This is a genomic window from Empedobacter brevis NBRC 14943 = ATCC 43319 (genome assembly GCF_000382425.1).
In the GTDB taxonomy this organism is placed as follows: Bacteria; Bacteroidota; Bacteroidia; order Flavobacteriales; family Weeksellaceae; genus Empedobacter; species Empedobacter brevis.
In genome coordinates this window covers 61,067-75,433 of the sequence record NZ_KB908296.1, presented here as the reverse complement: position 1 = coordinate 75,433, position 14,367 = coordinate 61,067, and the positions used below count along the sequence as shown (strand labels likewise).

The following is a 14,367-nucleotide window of genomic DNA, read 5'->3' as shown; positions in this document are numbered from 1 at the left end:
ATAAAATAATTGAATTGATTACTAAAAAGGACTATAAGGTTTTAATTTCTAATTTAGTATCTCTTAGTATTCTACAAGGTTTAAATATAATTCTCCCTTTCCTTACTTTTCCTTTTATCATTAAAAAAGCAGGTATTGATGGTTTTGGTACTATAACCTATGCATCTACTATTGTTATTTTCTTTATTATGTTGATTGAATTTGGATTCAATACAATTGCAACTAGAGAAATCTCAGTGAATATTCATAATTCCACTAAGATTCAGAAAATATTTAATGATGTTATTTCTACTAAACTAATGATTTTTGGAGCTTGTTCTATCATTTTTTTTCTTTTATTAATCCTGATTCCTAAATTTAGAGAGAATTCCCTAATATACTTTTATAGTTATTTAAGTACAATAGGTTACGTTATTTTTCCTTTATGGTTATTTCATGGTACTCAAAAGATGAAATTTGTAACTTATATAAATGTTTTTTATAAAACAATATTTACTATTTGTATTTTTATTTTTCTAAAATCGAAAGATACCCTTTGGGTTGTTCCCCTTTTTAATTCTCTAGGATTAATAGCCTCTGGTATAACGTCTATCATATTGGCGTATAAAATTTTTGATTTGAGATTTACCTTCAGTCCTTTCAATAATATAAAAGAACAATTAAAAAGTGCATTCCCTCTTTTTTCTTCAGAATTATATGTTACATTAACCGCATATACTAATATTTTAATTTTAGGAACGCTCTCCGGCGATTATGCTGTCGGAATTTATTCAGCTGCAGAGAAGCTGATTAGAGCAATAGGAGGTTTAGTTCTGCCTATAATTAACACTTTATTTCCATATATATCAAACCTATTTAAAGTTAATTATAATAAAGCAAAAAATGAACTAGTAAAAATTGTAAAATATGGTTCTTTAGTTCTAATAATTTCAATCATTATATTATTTTATTCAAGTGAATTAATCTTTGATATTGTTTACAAAAATTCAAACAAACTAAATATAGAGAAAAGTATCCTTGTATTTAAAATTATGATAACATTTCCCTTATTCTCTTTCATAGACTTAGTTTTTGGAAGATTAGTGTTACTGACTAATAGAAGAGAAAAAGATTTTTTTAAAGTTTTTTCATTAAGTTTTATAATAGGATTGGCTACCAGTTTACTTTTAATTTATAAATTTAATTATATAGGAGCAGCAATTGCTAATAGTTTTATACAAGTATTCATAGCTATAGGGATGTTATATTATGCTCTACCTATTTTGAAAAAAAATAATTAAATTTCTTCATAAGTTTTCTTACATACAAAAGGAATGTTACAAAAAAATAGATTTGTTTTTGCTCAAGTAATAATAATACTTTTTGAAAATTAGTTAAAACTTTAGATCGTATGACGTAATCATAAGTTTCAGGATATATATTTTTAAACTCTTTCCTATCACCAAATAGAACTAAATCCCTACGTAATTGTAATTTATATTCAGTTAAGAATGATTTATATTCAGATAATTCAGTTTCTAAGCTAGATACAACCCAAAACATACTTACAAAAGAATTAGAATTTCTATTATAACTATAAGAATGGATATTATAACGATAATTATATAAGGGTTTATTTACAAAATGTATATTACTGGATTTAAGTAAATAACGAATTGTAAGATGTAAATCCTCACACATGTTAATTTGATTTTGAACATTAAGTCCATATTTTTTAAGTATATCAGTTCGCATTAATTTATTCCATAATACACCTAATTGATTACCTAATAAAATTTCTTTAATAAGGTCTATTGGACTATAGCATCCTTCAATATTTTCAATAACTAATTTATTATCATCATATAATCTATTAAAATTACAAAAAACCATGTCAAATTGTTTAGCTTCTATCTCATTGTAAAGAATTTCTAAATATTCCGATTCAACATAATCGTCTGCATCCACATGTATTATGTACTTACCAAGAGCAGATTTTATGCCTAAATTTCTAGCATTACCAACTCCTTCATTGGCTATATGAAAAACTTTAAATCTATTATCATCTTTTACATATGAATTACATATCTCAGCAGAAGAATCTAAAGAACCATCATTTATTAAGATTACTTCAAAATTTTTAAATGTTTGTTCTTTAATCGAATCAAGACATTTTTCAAGAAATTCTTCCGCATTATAAATAGCAACAATTACAGAAATTTCACAATTATCCATTCAAAAAATAGTTTATGAATCAAAGATAGCACTTATCTAATAAAGTTATTTAGCCGTTTTTTTATTTTGTAATACTAATGGACAATGCTATATTTGTTCAATATGGTCATTTCATGAAAAAAATTGCTATTATAATTGATAATATTTCTAACAAAGCTGGAACTGAAAGAGCTGTTTCAAATCTTACTAATGGCTTAATAAGCTTTTATCCAAAGGCATACGATATAACTATAATAAGTATATTTACAAATCCAACTGAAACCTCTTTTTATGAACTTAATTCATCTATTAAAATTATTCATTTAAATAAAAAAGAAGGCTTTAAACTTTATAATAAAATTTTCTGGTATAACTCATTTATTAAGAATATAAAAAGTATTAATAACGAATATTTATTTGATGTATTAATGGGTACAACCTATGTGCATAATATTTTATTACCCATTATTTGTAAAAAAACTTCTACTAAAATGATTGGTTGTGAGCATGTGACTTACCACTATCCTTCCAAGTTAATACAAAAAATCAGAAATTATGTTTACAAAAGACTAGATAGTCTTGTCGTTTTAAGTGAAGAAGAACAAAAATTTTTCAATAAATTATCAAATACTTTTGTTATTCCAAATAGCCTTCCTTTTGATTCGAAAATAAAGTCAAACCAAAATAATAAAACCATAATTGCAGTAGGAAGATTAACCCATCAAAAAGGTTTTTCAGACTTAATACATATTTTCGAAAAAATTCATTCAGTTTTTCGTGATTGGCAATTAATTATTTTTGGTGAAGGAGAAGAATACAACCATCTTTTATCCATTATTGAAAACAAGAACCTAACGAAGGTTATTAAAATACATAAAAATGTTCAAAATATTTCAGATTTTTATCAAAAAAGTAGCATATTTGCTCAAACCTCTTATACAGAAAGTTTTGGTTTAGCTCTTTTAGAAGCTATGAACCATGGTTTAGCAGTTATCTCGTATGAAAATGAAGGAGCAAAAAAATTAATTAAGCCTAACATTAATGGGCTTTTAGTTACATTATTTGATAAAGATGACTATGAAAAGAAACTCATACAATTGATTGAAAGTAAAAATTTTAGATTTGAACTAGCTAACCAAGCAATAGAAAGCACATCTATTTATAAAGAAATTAATATTATCCCACTTTGGAACAAACACATTCATTCAATAATAAAAAAAGCTTAAAAATTAAAATAACCTATAGAGAATTAGGTGTTTTTTTGTTGTTATTTTTTTTAAATTTAAAATTTATTTCTATCACTGTCTTACAAGATCGTTCGTTAATTGTTGATCTATTTGTTTATTTTTTATTAATTGTAACATTTAATTATTCAAATTGGACATATAAATCTTTACTCACAATATCAATTATATTAGGCATTTATACTTTAATTAACTTTTCTCCGTATAAACTAAATGTATTAATGCCATTATTAATTATACAATCCGCTTCAGCTGTAAGATTTAAGAAATTTTTACTTTTTAGTTTTATTATTACAGCTATTACCCTTGTTTTAATGTTTATTTTTTATGGGGAAGGGGATAATATTGGAGGATACTCTTACATGATTGATAGAACAACACGAATGTCATTTGGGTTTATGCATCCTAATGCAGCCACTTTATATTATTACTGTTTGATTATAAATGGTCTACTATTGGTTTATTATTCTGATTATAAAAAATATATTCCTTGGTATTTACTATTAATTACTCCTTTATGGGTATACATATATATAAAAACAACTTCAAGAAGTTTTCTTTTGTCTTTAATAATGCTCTATTCTTCATTTTCTTATTATTATATAGGAGGATTAATAAACAAAAAAAATATTTTAAAAATATCTAAATTTCCTTTTATTTTATTAGTACTTATTCTAACTTCAATTACAGTCTATTTTTCTCTCAATAGAGACAAGTACTTATTTCTTGATCGTGTATTCAGCAAACGTTTGACTTATTATGATCGTTTTTTTGATAAAATTACCATTAAAGATTTCTTTTTTGGTAGTAGTTCTTATGATGATTTAATTATCGACAGTAGCTATGTACATTTATTATTTGAAGGAGGTATTTTATTTTTTATTGGTTTTTGTTTATTTTACATTCTAGCCTCTATTAATATGACAACTAAAAAGGCTTTAATTCCAATCTGTGTTGTTATCAGCTTTTTATCGTATGGTTTAATGGAGACCAATTTACTATATAGTATGCTAATTGGTACAAATATTTTGTGGGTATTACTCTACTTTTATTATAAAAATGGTAAAATGGCACTTTAAGCTATTTTTACTTCTGTAATAATCTCTCATAACTTTTTTTGGTTTGCTTCGCTGTTTCTGACCAAGTATAATGCGCTATGATGTATTCTCTAAATTCTTCATTGAAAGTCTTAGAATAAGCTTCTAATATCGCTTTACGTATAGAATTTATATCGTCCGGTTCACAATAAAAGGCATAGTCTTTAAAGTATTCTGTTTGATCTCCCTTTTTTGTTATTACTATATTACATCGGTAGTAATAAGCTTCTAAAGAAACTAACCCTGTTGTTTCAAACCAACTAGGTAGAACATGAACTTTAGCTGCTTTCATAATTTGATAGATTTCTCGTTGTGGCATACCATCAATAAAAAATGTATTTTCCCCTGCCTCCTCTTTACATAATTCATAATATTTTAAATCATTAATAGCAGGTTTACCTATTATATAACACGGAATATTAAGATTTTTTACAGCTTTAATTAATTTTAACTGATTTTTTCTTCTTTCAATTCTTCCGACGCATATAATTGCATCTCTATATTTATAATTCGATTCAATGTATTCGATAGGTTCAATTGCATTCACTATTTTTTCAAAAAAAGCAGATGTCTGACCATATTTTGATATTAATCTCTTCTTTTCACTTTCAGAATTTGGCAACAAAGCTGAAGCATTGTTGTATAAATATTTAATGGAGCGATAATTTCCCCAATACCAATACTTTTTACTTATGATTTGTTCTTTACCAAGAACATGTCTTGCTACAACTTTTAAATATTCAATAAAATCTCCTCCTAAATATTTTGTTAGATTAGATCGTATAAAATTTCCTGATTTTATTTCAGCCTCTTCATAATCAACAAAAATTGTAGAAATAACACTTTTTTTTGAGAATTTAAAATGATATAAAATATCAGCTGGTCGTATTATATTAAAGAAATGAACAATATCATATAAGTCATAGTTAATTTCTTTATTATTAGCCAAATAAATATCTACATTAACTTCTAATTTTCTTAATTCTTCAGCTGTTTTTAAAATTTGAACAGTATCACCTCCTGGAGATTCATACAGTGTTGCTCTAGCTATAAATAATACATTCATTTAATTTCATTTTTAGCTTCTGAAATTGCTCTTCCTAAAAATTCACCCGACTTCATTTTCGATATATAACCACCTTCTCCATATTCATTCCATGCATTAATGAATATTATTTCATGCTTGTTTCTTGTATGATAATCCTTGTTAAACATATAAGCATTTAAAATAGAAGTCTTCAACTCTTCTTTAGTCGCTCTCTTATACCATATATCAGTATTCCACTCTCCTAGTTCATTCTTTCCTTTCCAAGGTCGAACATCCCAACCAGATGTTACTGTTGGTATAAAAAATTTCCTTTTATTCAAATAAACTAAAGATTCATACCAACTAATTTGCTCTCCTTTTTGTAAATCTTCATACAAATATTCCTTTTGATCACATTTATTACATATTCTTTTAGCTGCATTAGGATCATTATAGGTACTAAAGAAATCTACATTCCTCATCTTTTTAAAATACTGTTGATCAATATTCATTATTCCTATTATGGGTTTTCCTAAACCTTTCGCTATAGACTCTTCCTTCAATTCCTTTAAAGCTCTATCAAATAATTTAAGATTACTAAAAGAGTTTATCATTCTATTTCCTTGGTAAATTAATAGTAAAGGTCTTCCTTCTATTTTATAGTATGTCGTATTTGAAAATTGAATAAATAAATTATTTTTCGTTTCAATCCACTGATCTGGTCCAATATCAAAAGTATCATTTGTTATCATAGAACAAAATAAAACTTTATGTCTATTCTTTGCTTTCATATAATATTGTAAAGCATTATTCATAAAACAATTTGAATACCCAACCCCTTCGCAATAATACCAGTTAAAAATAAAGAAATCTAAATTTGCTTCACTCGCATCATTTATCTGTTGTTCAATTTTTTTTTGACTTGATGTTACCCACCCGTAAGCAGGTTCTCTAATAAAAAAGTCGTTAACTAGTACATCATTGTACGCACCTTTTTGAAATCCCTTATTTATGTAATTATCCCATTGAAATTCAGTCCAGGCGTCAAAATAAAAAGCACCTATTTGAGGCTGAGATTTCACAAAAATTGGAATAATAAAAAATAAATATATAATACATTTTATATGCTTAAAATAGTTAATGAGTTCTTCTTTCATAGATATCAGGAGTAAATAACTTTACTATTTTTTTATTAAACAATTCATTTCCTCTTATTTGAGGATCAAAACTATGCTGCTTAGACTTAAAACGATATAATAAACTATCGCTATCAAAATAAATATCTTCATTAGTTACAAACCATTGTTTATATTCTCCATCTTTAGCAGATAATTTATGATTTCTATAAATCAAGCTTATATTATATAGACCAATTGAATCATGATAATTCTTCTTATCTCCAAAATCAATTCTTAAATTTTTAGGTTTCACTCTAGGGGGTAATATGAATTCAATATTTTGAATAGAATTAAGTCCTTTTACAAATTTTTTAATACTTAACTCTTCTGAATAGGAATCATCAGCATTTAATAAATAAAAAAGTTGTAATGAATCGTCTTTATAAACTGACATTTTTAGCCTCACAATCAAACTTTCTTCAACTATAGGTTTCTTTTGTTCACATCCTAGAATAATCAAAGACATGCAAAATCCAAACAAGAAGATTTGCAATATTCCTAAATTCATACAAAATAGATTAAAGGTTCAAAGTTAAATAAAACTTATTACTGATTGCTCTATTTAAGAATATAATAACTTTTATAATTATAAAAAATGTACTTTTGTACGAATATTGAAAAAAATCTGAATGAAAATAGCTATTTTAGGAACTAGAGGTATTCCTAATTTTCATGGTGGTTTTGAACAGTTTGCAGAGTTTTTCTCTACTTTCTTAGCTGAAAATAATCATGAAGTTTATGTGTATTGCTCATCTCTTCATCCTTATCAAAAAAAGATGTTTGGAAAGGTAAATTTAATTCATTGTAAAGATCCTGAGGATAAAATCGGTACTGCTGGACAATTTATTTATGATCTAAATTGTATTTTAGATTCGAGAAAACGGAAATTTGACCTAATTCTTCAATTAGGTTATACAAGTAGTAGTATATGGCATTTTTTGTTACCTAAAAGTTCAACTATTATTACAAATATGGATGGATTAGAATGGAAAAGATCTAAATATTCATCAAAAGTTAAATTTTTTTTAAAATATGCTGAAAAATTAGCTGCAATCAATAGTGATTTCTTAGTAGCTGATTCAATTGGTATACAAGAATATATTCAAAAAAAATATAATAAAAAATCAAAATACATTGCATATGGAGCTGAAGTTTTTAATGCCCCTAACGAGAATATTTTAACTGAATTTCAGCTAAAAGCATACAATTATGATCTTATCATCGCACGAATGGAACCTGAAAATAATATAGAAGTTATTATAAAAGGTTACATTAAAAGCAATACGCATCGGAGACTATTTATCATCGGAAATCATAAAGGGACAAAATTCGGAAATTATCTCTACAAAAATTATTCATCTTACGATAACGTTATATTTCACGGAGGTATTTATGATTTAAATAAATTAAATAATCTTAGATTTTTTTCAAATATCTATTTTCATGGCCATTCAGTAGGAGGTACAAACCCATCTTTGTTAGAAGCTATGGCTTCTAATTGTTTGATTATTGCAAACCGAAATATTTTTAATCAATCTATATTAGGTCAGGATGCACTATACTTTGATAATGATTCAGATATTATTAATCTTTCTAATTCCTCCAAAAAAGAACATAAAAGTTTTATTTTGAATAACATACAAAAAATACATGATTTATATTCTTGGAAAAAGATTAACCAAAACTATTTAGATTTTATTATAGAATGCCAACAAAAAGCCAAATATTAAAATTAATCGAACAAAATAAAACCCTAATTTGGGGTTTGTTCTTAAGTTCATTAATCCCAGGTCATGCCATTAATAGTATTCTCTTAATAATTGTTTCTACAATATTTTTTATCACAATTTTTCTTAAGAAAAAAATCAACCTATATTTATGTATATTGCCATTTATAGTTTTGTTTATGTGGGGAATATTATCTTATTTTTGGTCCACCTATCCTCCTCAAACATTATCTTCTTTTGGAAAAACAATTGGTTTATTAATTATACCTTTAGCTATTAGCCAATATAAAAAATTCTCAATAAAAGAATTAAATATAACCATTTCAATTTTTAGTTATTCATTAATAGCATATTTTTTTATATCATTAATCCATTCTACTTATCTATTCATTCTGCATAGATCGATAAATGTTTTTTTTTATCATGACCTCGTTTCAATATTTAATAACAATGCTATTTATATAGCCTTATTTAGTAGTATTTGCCTTTTAATAAAATTTAACCTTCCAAATAAAACAAAATTAGATTATTGTATTGTAATCTTGCTATTGATTTTTTTGATTCTACTATCATCAAAAAACTTAATAGTAACTACTGCATGTTTATTGATAATTTCCTCTCTATATAAGAAGAAAAATTTATACTTAAACAAGAAATTCGCATTTCTATTTATCATTTTATGTGGTGTAATTTTATTTGTAGATAATCCTATAAAACAACGATTCTTAGATGAAACTATTCTCAATTTAGATCAAATCCTTTATGGTCAAGATTTTTCTGATTTTGAATTTAATGGCTCCAATCTAAGAATTTTTCATTGGAGAATAGTGTTTGAAATGATTAATAACAATCAATTAGGTTTCTTAGGAACAGGTCTTGGGAATATAGATTATCTTACAGAACAATACTTTCATTATTATAATTTATACAAAGGATACTTTGCTATGAATTTTCATAATCAATACCTTCAAACATTTGGAGAATTAGGCGTAGTAGGTTTATTCATTTTATTATTCATTTTTGTTTTCTCTATTTACAAATCAATTAAAACAAATAATATTTTTTTATTCACTGTTGCAATTATTTTAATTCTTGCCTTCTTTACAGAATCTTATCTGAATAGACAAAAAGGGCTTATTGTATTTACATCTATAATATGTTTACTGTCTATTTTGACATATACAAAAAATCACCCTAAATTCAATAAAGAGTGATTTTTTGTACCGTAAAATATAGATTTTCTCGAGTTAATTATTTATCTTCTTTTAACTCATTATATATTTTGTTCAATCCTTTCTTCACTTTATCATTTCCAAACAATACAGGATCAAATGTCCCATCTTCATTTGGTTTCAAATTGTACTCTAATGAAACCTGATCAAATTCTACACTAGGTGTTGGTTGAAAATAATCTCTGAAAGTATCTCCTTCCATAATTAATATTTGATCTTTATAATTAATTTCCATCTTCTTTATAGTCACTGATGTCTGATTAGGATTACTACCCAAATCTAACCGCAAACTTTGAGGTTTTACCTCTTTTGGTAATTGAAACAAAACCTTTTGTAAAATAGATTGACCATATACAATTGTTTTTATGGACTTTTGTTCACTAAAAGTTGTATCATTACTATAAAATAACTGAAAAATATCATTCTTCAAAAAAGTTCCCTCTAATATTACAACTACCCCTTCTGAATTGCTATTTTCAATTTCATCTTTTTCAGACAAATCATTTCTTCCTCCTTTTTTATCTCCACAAGATGATAAGGTTAAAAATGATGAAATTAATAAGATACTTAATAAAATTTTTTTCATAATTGTATGTCTATTGGATCATTTTTTCTTTACAACGCAAAAGTATTACTTTTCTTATAATTCTTTTATGATTAACTCGTTTTATAACCATTCAAAATTATACATCAATAATTCCCAATACCATTGATTTTTTGATCAGTTGGGCATTATTTATTACTCCAAGCTTAAAAAAGATATTTTTCTTGTGCGTTTCTATGGTATGTTTGCTCAAAACTATTTTGTTCGCAATTTCATTTACCGTCAACCCTTCTCCGATCAAATTAATGATTTGTTTCTCTCTTTTACTCAGGAAAGAAGAATGAATAACGTTAAAATTCTGCATGTTAACTTTTTGTTTATATGTATCATTATAAACAGTTCGAATCGTTGTAAATAATTCTTTTTCGGATATTTCCTTTAATAGTGCTGCGTCAACAAAAGAGCTGTCTATACTATTAGCATAAGAACTTAGAACAATTATTTTTAGTAAGAATTCTTGTTGTTTGATTTCATTTATCAATTCCAACCCGTTCATCTCCGGCATCGAAATATCAACAATCAAAATATCAACCGCAAGATCTTTTAACTGAACAACAAAATCCGTCGCTTTGGTGGATGTATAAATGATTTCAAAATCTTTTTCTTGTTGAAGTAATGTTGTTAAACCATCTAAAAAAAGTTGATGATCATCAATTAATGCTATTCTTATCTTATTTTTCATCGAGCTCTATTATTATTGTTGTTCCATTCCCTATGGCTGAATCTATGATTAAACTTCCTTTTATAAGTTGCATTCTTTCCTTCATATTTAAGATACCTACACCCGGACTCTTTTGAGTTACATCAAATCCATTTCCATCATCTTCTAATACTATGATTAGCCTCTTTTCACGTTTTGTCACAGTGATGCTAACGTTATACGCATTAGCATGCTTTTCAATATTATGAAGAGCTTCCTGAAAAACTCTATACAGATGCATCTTTTGTTCTTCATTCAAAAAATCAAAGGCTTCTTGCGGGTAAAATACAAACTCGGTCTTAATAGATGTTTTTTGCTTAAAGGTTTCAACCAATTCTGTGATTAGTTCCATCGGTCCTTTTTGAACAATGATAGAAATACTCAGGTTATGTGAAATCTCTCGAATTTCTTTCATTAAATCTTTTGTTCCGCTTTTTAAATCATCAACATCTTTCTCAGAAAATGTTTTTTGATGAAGAATATTTTTAATCACAGATAGCTTATTTCCTACTCCATCATGCAACTCTTTTGCAATCCTATTACGTTCGTTATCTTGAGTTTTTACGACATCTTGCATTCGTTTTATATCATTCTGTTGTTGTTCTACTAAATGTCTCTTTTTTTCTCTACTTCTGTAAATTATTCCAAAGCCTAATAAACCACTAATGCTTATAAGCGAAACAATAATCGTCCAACTATTTTCTATTTTTTGATTCTTCCGCTGAAGATGTAGCAAGTTGATCTGAAAATCTTTTCTTTCTACATCAAATTTTGTTTGAATTTCATGAATTTGTTTACTTTTTTCCAGATTCGAAATACGATCTTTTAAATTATTTTCTAAATCCTTAAAAACAAATGCTTTTTCAAAATCTGATAACGAATGATAAACTTCTGCTAATTCCTTATAGAGAGCCAAATTATATTCTTGGTCTTTATTTTGGTCAATAAATGATAGTGCTTTTTCAAAATAATGTTTAGATTTTATAAAATTCTGTTTCGCTTTTTTATAATAAATGCCCAAATATAAATTTCCCTGAAATTTATACCGAGTCATCTTATTTTTCTCGGCAAATTCTAATGCTTTTATGAGATTATATTTAGCCTTGTCATAATTATCAGCATCATTAAAATTAAGATATATCACACCTATATTAAGGTATCTGTTTACCAAGTCATATTCTAGTTTATTGTTTAATGCTAAGGTTAATGATTGATTGATATAATACAACGCACTGTCTTTGTTTGTATCCATAAACAAAACCCCTAAACTGTTGTACGTATTACTCAATGACTTATCTAACTTGTTTTTTCGCTGAATTTTTACAGCTTCGTGATAATATTTTTTAGCATTGATGGTATCCTGTTGTGTGACATAAATATCAGCAATATTATTCAAAACATTGGCCGTATTATTGGATAACTTTGCAGATTTTTCTGAATATTTTATGGATTCATGGAAATATTCAAGCGCTTTCTTATTCTTATTTTTATATGAATAAATACTTCCTTTCACATTAAGTGCTTTCGCTAAAATTGCTTTGTCATTTATTTTTTTCGCATAATTAATTGCCTCGTCAAGATAGACTTCACTTACAGAATCTTTTTCATACAAATAATAACAATAACCTCTAGCATATGCTGCTTTTGCTCTCCAATTTTCATTGTTTATGTTCTTACTCAAATCATATGCCTTCCTTGCACCTATATATGCCTTGTCTAAATCTGAATCTGCGTTGTCTTTGTAAATAGTATAATAATGTCGGATAGCATCTTCTCCTTTGTTTTTTTGACCTAAAACAATTGATGAAAATATAAAAAAAATATAAATATAACGTGTCATAGTAGCCATGTAAAAATACCATATTTATGGTATTTCATCAAAACAATATAGTATATAGTTTTATCAAAAAAAAAATGCATCAATTTTTACTCATTCTCCTACTCATTTTTTCAATCTACTCCTATGCCCAATCATCAGATGGTTCAATCACCGGAAAAAGACCCAATACTTTTTTATCTTATTATAATGAAAATGTAACCATCACAACAGAAGGAACTGATACAGAATTCAGTGGAATAATTAACTTTACATCAAATCAGGGAAGTGTAAGAATTATACCACAAGCGTCTCATAAAATCATTTTAAAACCTATTTCCCAAAATAATAACTTTGTAGAAGAAGAAGATTCTACAGTAGTTGGCTCTCGTAACAAAGGAACGGAAACAATTCCTTGGCTATCTACAAAATCAAATAAAACAGTAACCTTTCCGATTCCCGCTAACCAATATCTCAACATCTCCTCAGACCAAGAAATCTGTAAATACATTATTTATGATGCGAATATTAATAAAAAGGATCAAAGGGTAATAAACTGTACTACAAGCTTCCGGATAACTGTTTCTTTTTTATCAAAAGGAAATTACATTTTAGTATTGGAAACAAAAAACTCAAATCATATAACTAAATATTTTATTAAAAATTAAACAAAACAAGTATGAAAAAAAATTTATTATCAGCTTTAATGGTATTTATTGGCTCAACCTCTTTATTTGCACAATCAAATGTATTTCCAACGTCAGGAAATGTTGGAATTGGAACATCAGCACCGACAGAAAGCTTAGAAGTTAAAAATGGAAACATCAAATGGGCGAATTCTAAATTAACTACGGATCAAGGAGGTGCTATTCAATTAAGCGCTAGTAATGTGAATACTAGACCATATATAAGCTTTGAAAACACATTTAACCAATATAGTTTTATGATTATACCAAATAATCAACGAAAAACTTTAGTTTTATCGGGAGGTTTAATCGAGTCTTATAATGGCTTTCATTTTACAAACTCAGAATCAGGTTCAGGGTATTTTACTAAAATAGTTCCATTAGATCAAGGAAATGGTATAACTGGCTTAAACTTTTTATCTAAACATGGAAATTCTAATGACTGGAGTACATCTTTGTATATCAGATCCTCTATTAATAATACAAATGGATATATAGGCATAGGAACTACAAATCCTGATGAAAGGTTAACTGTTAAAGGAAAAATACATGCAGAAGAAATCATTGTAGACCTAGCTGTACCTGCAGATTATGTATTCCAAAAATACTTTACTGGAAAATCTGAGTTGAAAGCAGATTATGAGTTCCCTAAATTAGAAGAAGTAGAAAAATTTGTCAAAGAAAATAACCATTTACCGGGTATTCCTTCTGCAAAAGAAATCCAAGAAAAAGGTTTAAAAGTTGGCGAAATGAACAATCTTCTTTTACAAAAAATAGAAGAATTGACTTTGTTACTAATTGAGCAAAACAAAAAAATGGCACAACAAGAAGAAAGAATTAATGAATTAGAGACTAAAAAATAA

General features: G+C 26.6%; 14 protein-coding genes. 7 read left to right on the top strand and 7 right to left on the bottom strand.

Annotated features, from left to right (window positions below):
* Positions 1-14: 14 nt before the first annotated feature.
* Positions 15-1,280, top strand: a complete 1,266-nt coding sequence (locus tag H277_RS0110315) for an oligosaccharide flippase family protein (protein WP_169337518.1) — start codon at positions 15-17, stop codon at positions 1,278-1,280.
* Here H277_RS0110315 and H277_RS19740 read toward each other — a convergent pair.
* Positions 1,258-2,214 (bottom strand): glycosyltransferase family 2 protein, encoded by a 957-nt coding sequence (locus H277_RS19740; RefSeq protein WP_019975516.1) that lies wholly within the window; start codon positions 2,212-2,214, stop codon positions 1,258-1,260. The two genes, H277_RS0110315 and H277_RS19740, sit on opposite strands and share 23 nt — an antisense overlap.
* A gap of 113 nt (positions 2,215-2,327) precedes the next feature.
* On the opposite strand from H277_RS19740, the gene H277_RS0110305 reads away from it, so the two are divergent.
* Both H277_RS0110305 and H277_RS0110300 read left to right on the top strand, forming a co-directional pair.
* Positions 2,328-3,419 (top strand): glycosyltransferase, encoded by a 1,092-nt coding sequence (locus H277_RS0110305; protein WP_169337517.1) that lies wholly within the window; start codon positions 2,328-2,330, stop codon positions 3,417-3,419.
* The gene (locus H277_RS0110300; RefSeq protein ID WP_019975514.1) at positions 3,380-4,516 is read left to right on the top strand and encodes an O-antigen polymerase; all 1,137 of its coding nucleotides are present in this window, start codon (positions 3,380-3,382) and stop codon (positions 4,514-4,516) included. The genes H277_RS0110305 and H277_RS0110300 overlap by 40 nt, the downstream gene beginning before the upstream one ends.
* 7 nt (positions 4,517-4,523) lie before the next feature.
* On the opposite strand, the gene H277_RS0110295 is transcribed toward H277_RS0110300, so the two are convergent.
* From H277_RS0110295 to H277_RS0110285, 3 genes are read right to left on the bottom strand one after another with little or no spacing between them, the layout of a single operon-like run.
* Positions 4,524-5,600 carry a glycosyltransferase family 4 protein gene (locus H277_RS0110295; protein WP_019975513.1) on the bottom strand — a complete coding sequence of 359 codons (1,077 nt, stop codon included), beginning with the start codon at positions 5,598-5,600 and terminating at the stop codon, positions 4,524-4,526.
* Positions 5,597-6,718: a glycoside hydrolase family 99-like domain-containing protein gene (locus tag H277_RS0110290; protein ID WP_019975512.1), complete on the bottom strand. Its 1,122-nt coding sequence runs from the start codon at positions 6,716-6,718 to the stop codon at positions 5,597-5,599. Before H277_RS0110290 ends, H277_RS0110295 begins: the two co-directional genes overlap by 4 nt.
* A complete protein-coding gene (locus H277_RS0110285; protein ID WP_019975511.1) occupies positions 6,699-7,247 on the bottom strand; it encodes a hypothetical protein in 549 nt (182 codons plus the stop codon). Before H277_RS0110285 ends, H277_RS0110290 begins: the two co-directional genes overlap by 20 nt.
* A 121-nt stretch (positions 7,248-7,368) precedes the next feature.
* Between H277_RS0110285 and H277_RS0110280 the strand changes: the two genes are divergently transcribed.
* Positions 7,369-8,469, top strand: a complete 1,101-nt coding sequence (locus H277_RS0110280; RefSeq protein ID WP_019975510.1) for a DUF1972 domain-containing protein — start codon at positions 7,369-7,371, stop codon at positions 8,467-8,469.
* Complete coding sequence (locus H277_RS0110275; protein ID WP_019975509.1) at positions 8,445-9,680, top strand: O-antigen ligase family protein; 1,236 nt, start codon at positions 8,445-8,447, stop codon at positions 9,678-9,680. The genes H277_RS0110280 and H277_RS0110275 overlap by 25 nt, the downstream gene beginning before the upstream one ends.
* 37 nt (positions 9,681-9,717) lie before the next feature.
* Here H277_RS0110275 and H277_RS0110270 read toward each other — a convergent pair whose 3' ends face one another.
* The 3 genes from H277_RS0110270 to H277_RS0110260 form a co-directional block, all read right to left on the bottom strand.
* Positions 9,718-10,284 carry a hypothetical protein gene (locus H277_RS0110270; protein WP_019975508.1) on the bottom strand — a complete coding sequence of 189 codons (567 nt, stop codon included), beginning with the start codon at positions 10,282-10,284 and terminating at the stop codon, positions 9,718-9,720.
* Between the two features lie 97 nt (positions 10,285-10,381).
* A complete protein-coding gene (locus H277_RS0110265; RefSeq protein ID WP_019975507.1) occupies positions 10,382-10,984 on the bottom strand; it encodes a response regulator transcription factor in 603 nt (200 codons plus the stop codon).
* Positions 10,974-12,851 (bottom strand): tetratricopeptide repeat-containing sensor histidine kinase, encoded by a 1,878-nt coding sequence (locus H277_RS0110260; RefSeq protein WP_019975506.1) that lies wholly within the window; start codon positions 12,849-12,851, stop codon positions 10,974-10,976. Before H277_RS0110260 ends, H277_RS0110265 begins: the two co-directional genes overlap by 11 nt.
* A gap of 65 nt (positions 12,852-12,916) precedes the next feature.
* Here H277_RS0110260 and H277_RS0110255 point away from each other — a divergent pair, with 65 nt between their 5' ends.
* Both H277_RS0110255 and H277_RS19735 read left to right on the top strand, forming a co-directional pair.
* Positions 12,917-13,486: a hypothetical protein gene (locus tag H277_RS0110255; protein WP_019975505.1), complete on the top strand. Its 570-nt coding sequence runs from the start codon at positions 12,917-12,919 to the stop codon at positions 13,484-13,486.
* An 11-nt stretch (positions 13,487-13,497) separates the two neighbouring features.
* On the top strand, positions 13,498-14,367 hold the full coding sequence (locus H277_RS19735; protein WP_019975504.1) for a hypothetical protein: 870 nt from the start codon (positions 13,498-13,500) through the stop codon (positions 14,365-14,367).

Excerpts from the sequence above, each read along its gene's own strand:
- H277_RS19740 (WP_019975516.1), bottom strand. The coding sequence starts at position 2,214 with ATGGATAATTGTGAAATTTCTGTAATTGTTGCTATTTATAATGCGGAA.
- H277_RS0110305 (WP_169337517.1), top strand. The coding sequence starts at position 2,328 with ATGAAAAAAATTGCTATTATAATTGATAATATTTCTAACAAAGCTGGA.
- H277_RS0110295 (WP_019975513.1), bottom strand. The coding sequence starts at position 5,600 with ATGAATGTATTATTTATAGCTAGAGCAACACTGTATGAATCTCCAGGA.
- H277_RS0110290 (WP_019975512.1), bottom strand. The coding sequence starts at position 6,718 with ATGAAAGAAGAACTCATTAACTATTTTAAGCATATAAAATGTATTATA.
- H277_RS0110285 (WP_019975511.1), bottom strand. The coding sequence starts at position 7,247 with ATGAATTTAGGAATATTGCAAATCTTCTTGTTTGGATTTTGCATGTCT.
- H277_RS0110280 (WP_019975510.1), top strand. The coding sequence starts at position 7,369 with ATGAAAATAGCTATTTTAGGAACTAGAGGTATTCCTAATTTTCATGGT.
- H277_RS0110275 (WP_019975509.1), top strand. The coding sequence starts at position 8,445 with ATGCCAACAAAAAGCCAAATATTAAAATTAATCGAACAAAATAAAACC.
- H277_RS0110270 (WP_019975508.1), bottom strand. The coding sequence starts at position 10,284 with ATGAAAAAAATTTTATTAAGTATCTTATTAATTTCATCATTTTTAACC.
- H277_RS0110265 (WP_019975507.1), bottom strand. The coding sequence starts at position 10,984 with ATGAAAAATAAGATAAGAATAGCATTAATTGATGATCATCAACTTTTT.
- H277_RS0110260 (WP_019975506.1), bottom strand. The coding sequence starts at position 12,851 with ATGGCTACTATGACACGTTATATTTATATTTTTTTTATATTTTCATCA.
- H277_RS0110255 (WP_019975505.1), top strand. The coding sequence starts at position 12,917 with ATGCATCAATTTTTACTCATTCTCCTACTCATTTTTTCAATCTACTCC.
- H277_RS19735 (WP_019975504.1), top strand. The coding sequence starts at position 13,498 with ATGAAAAAAAATTTATTATCAGCTTTAATGGTATTTATTGGCTCAACC.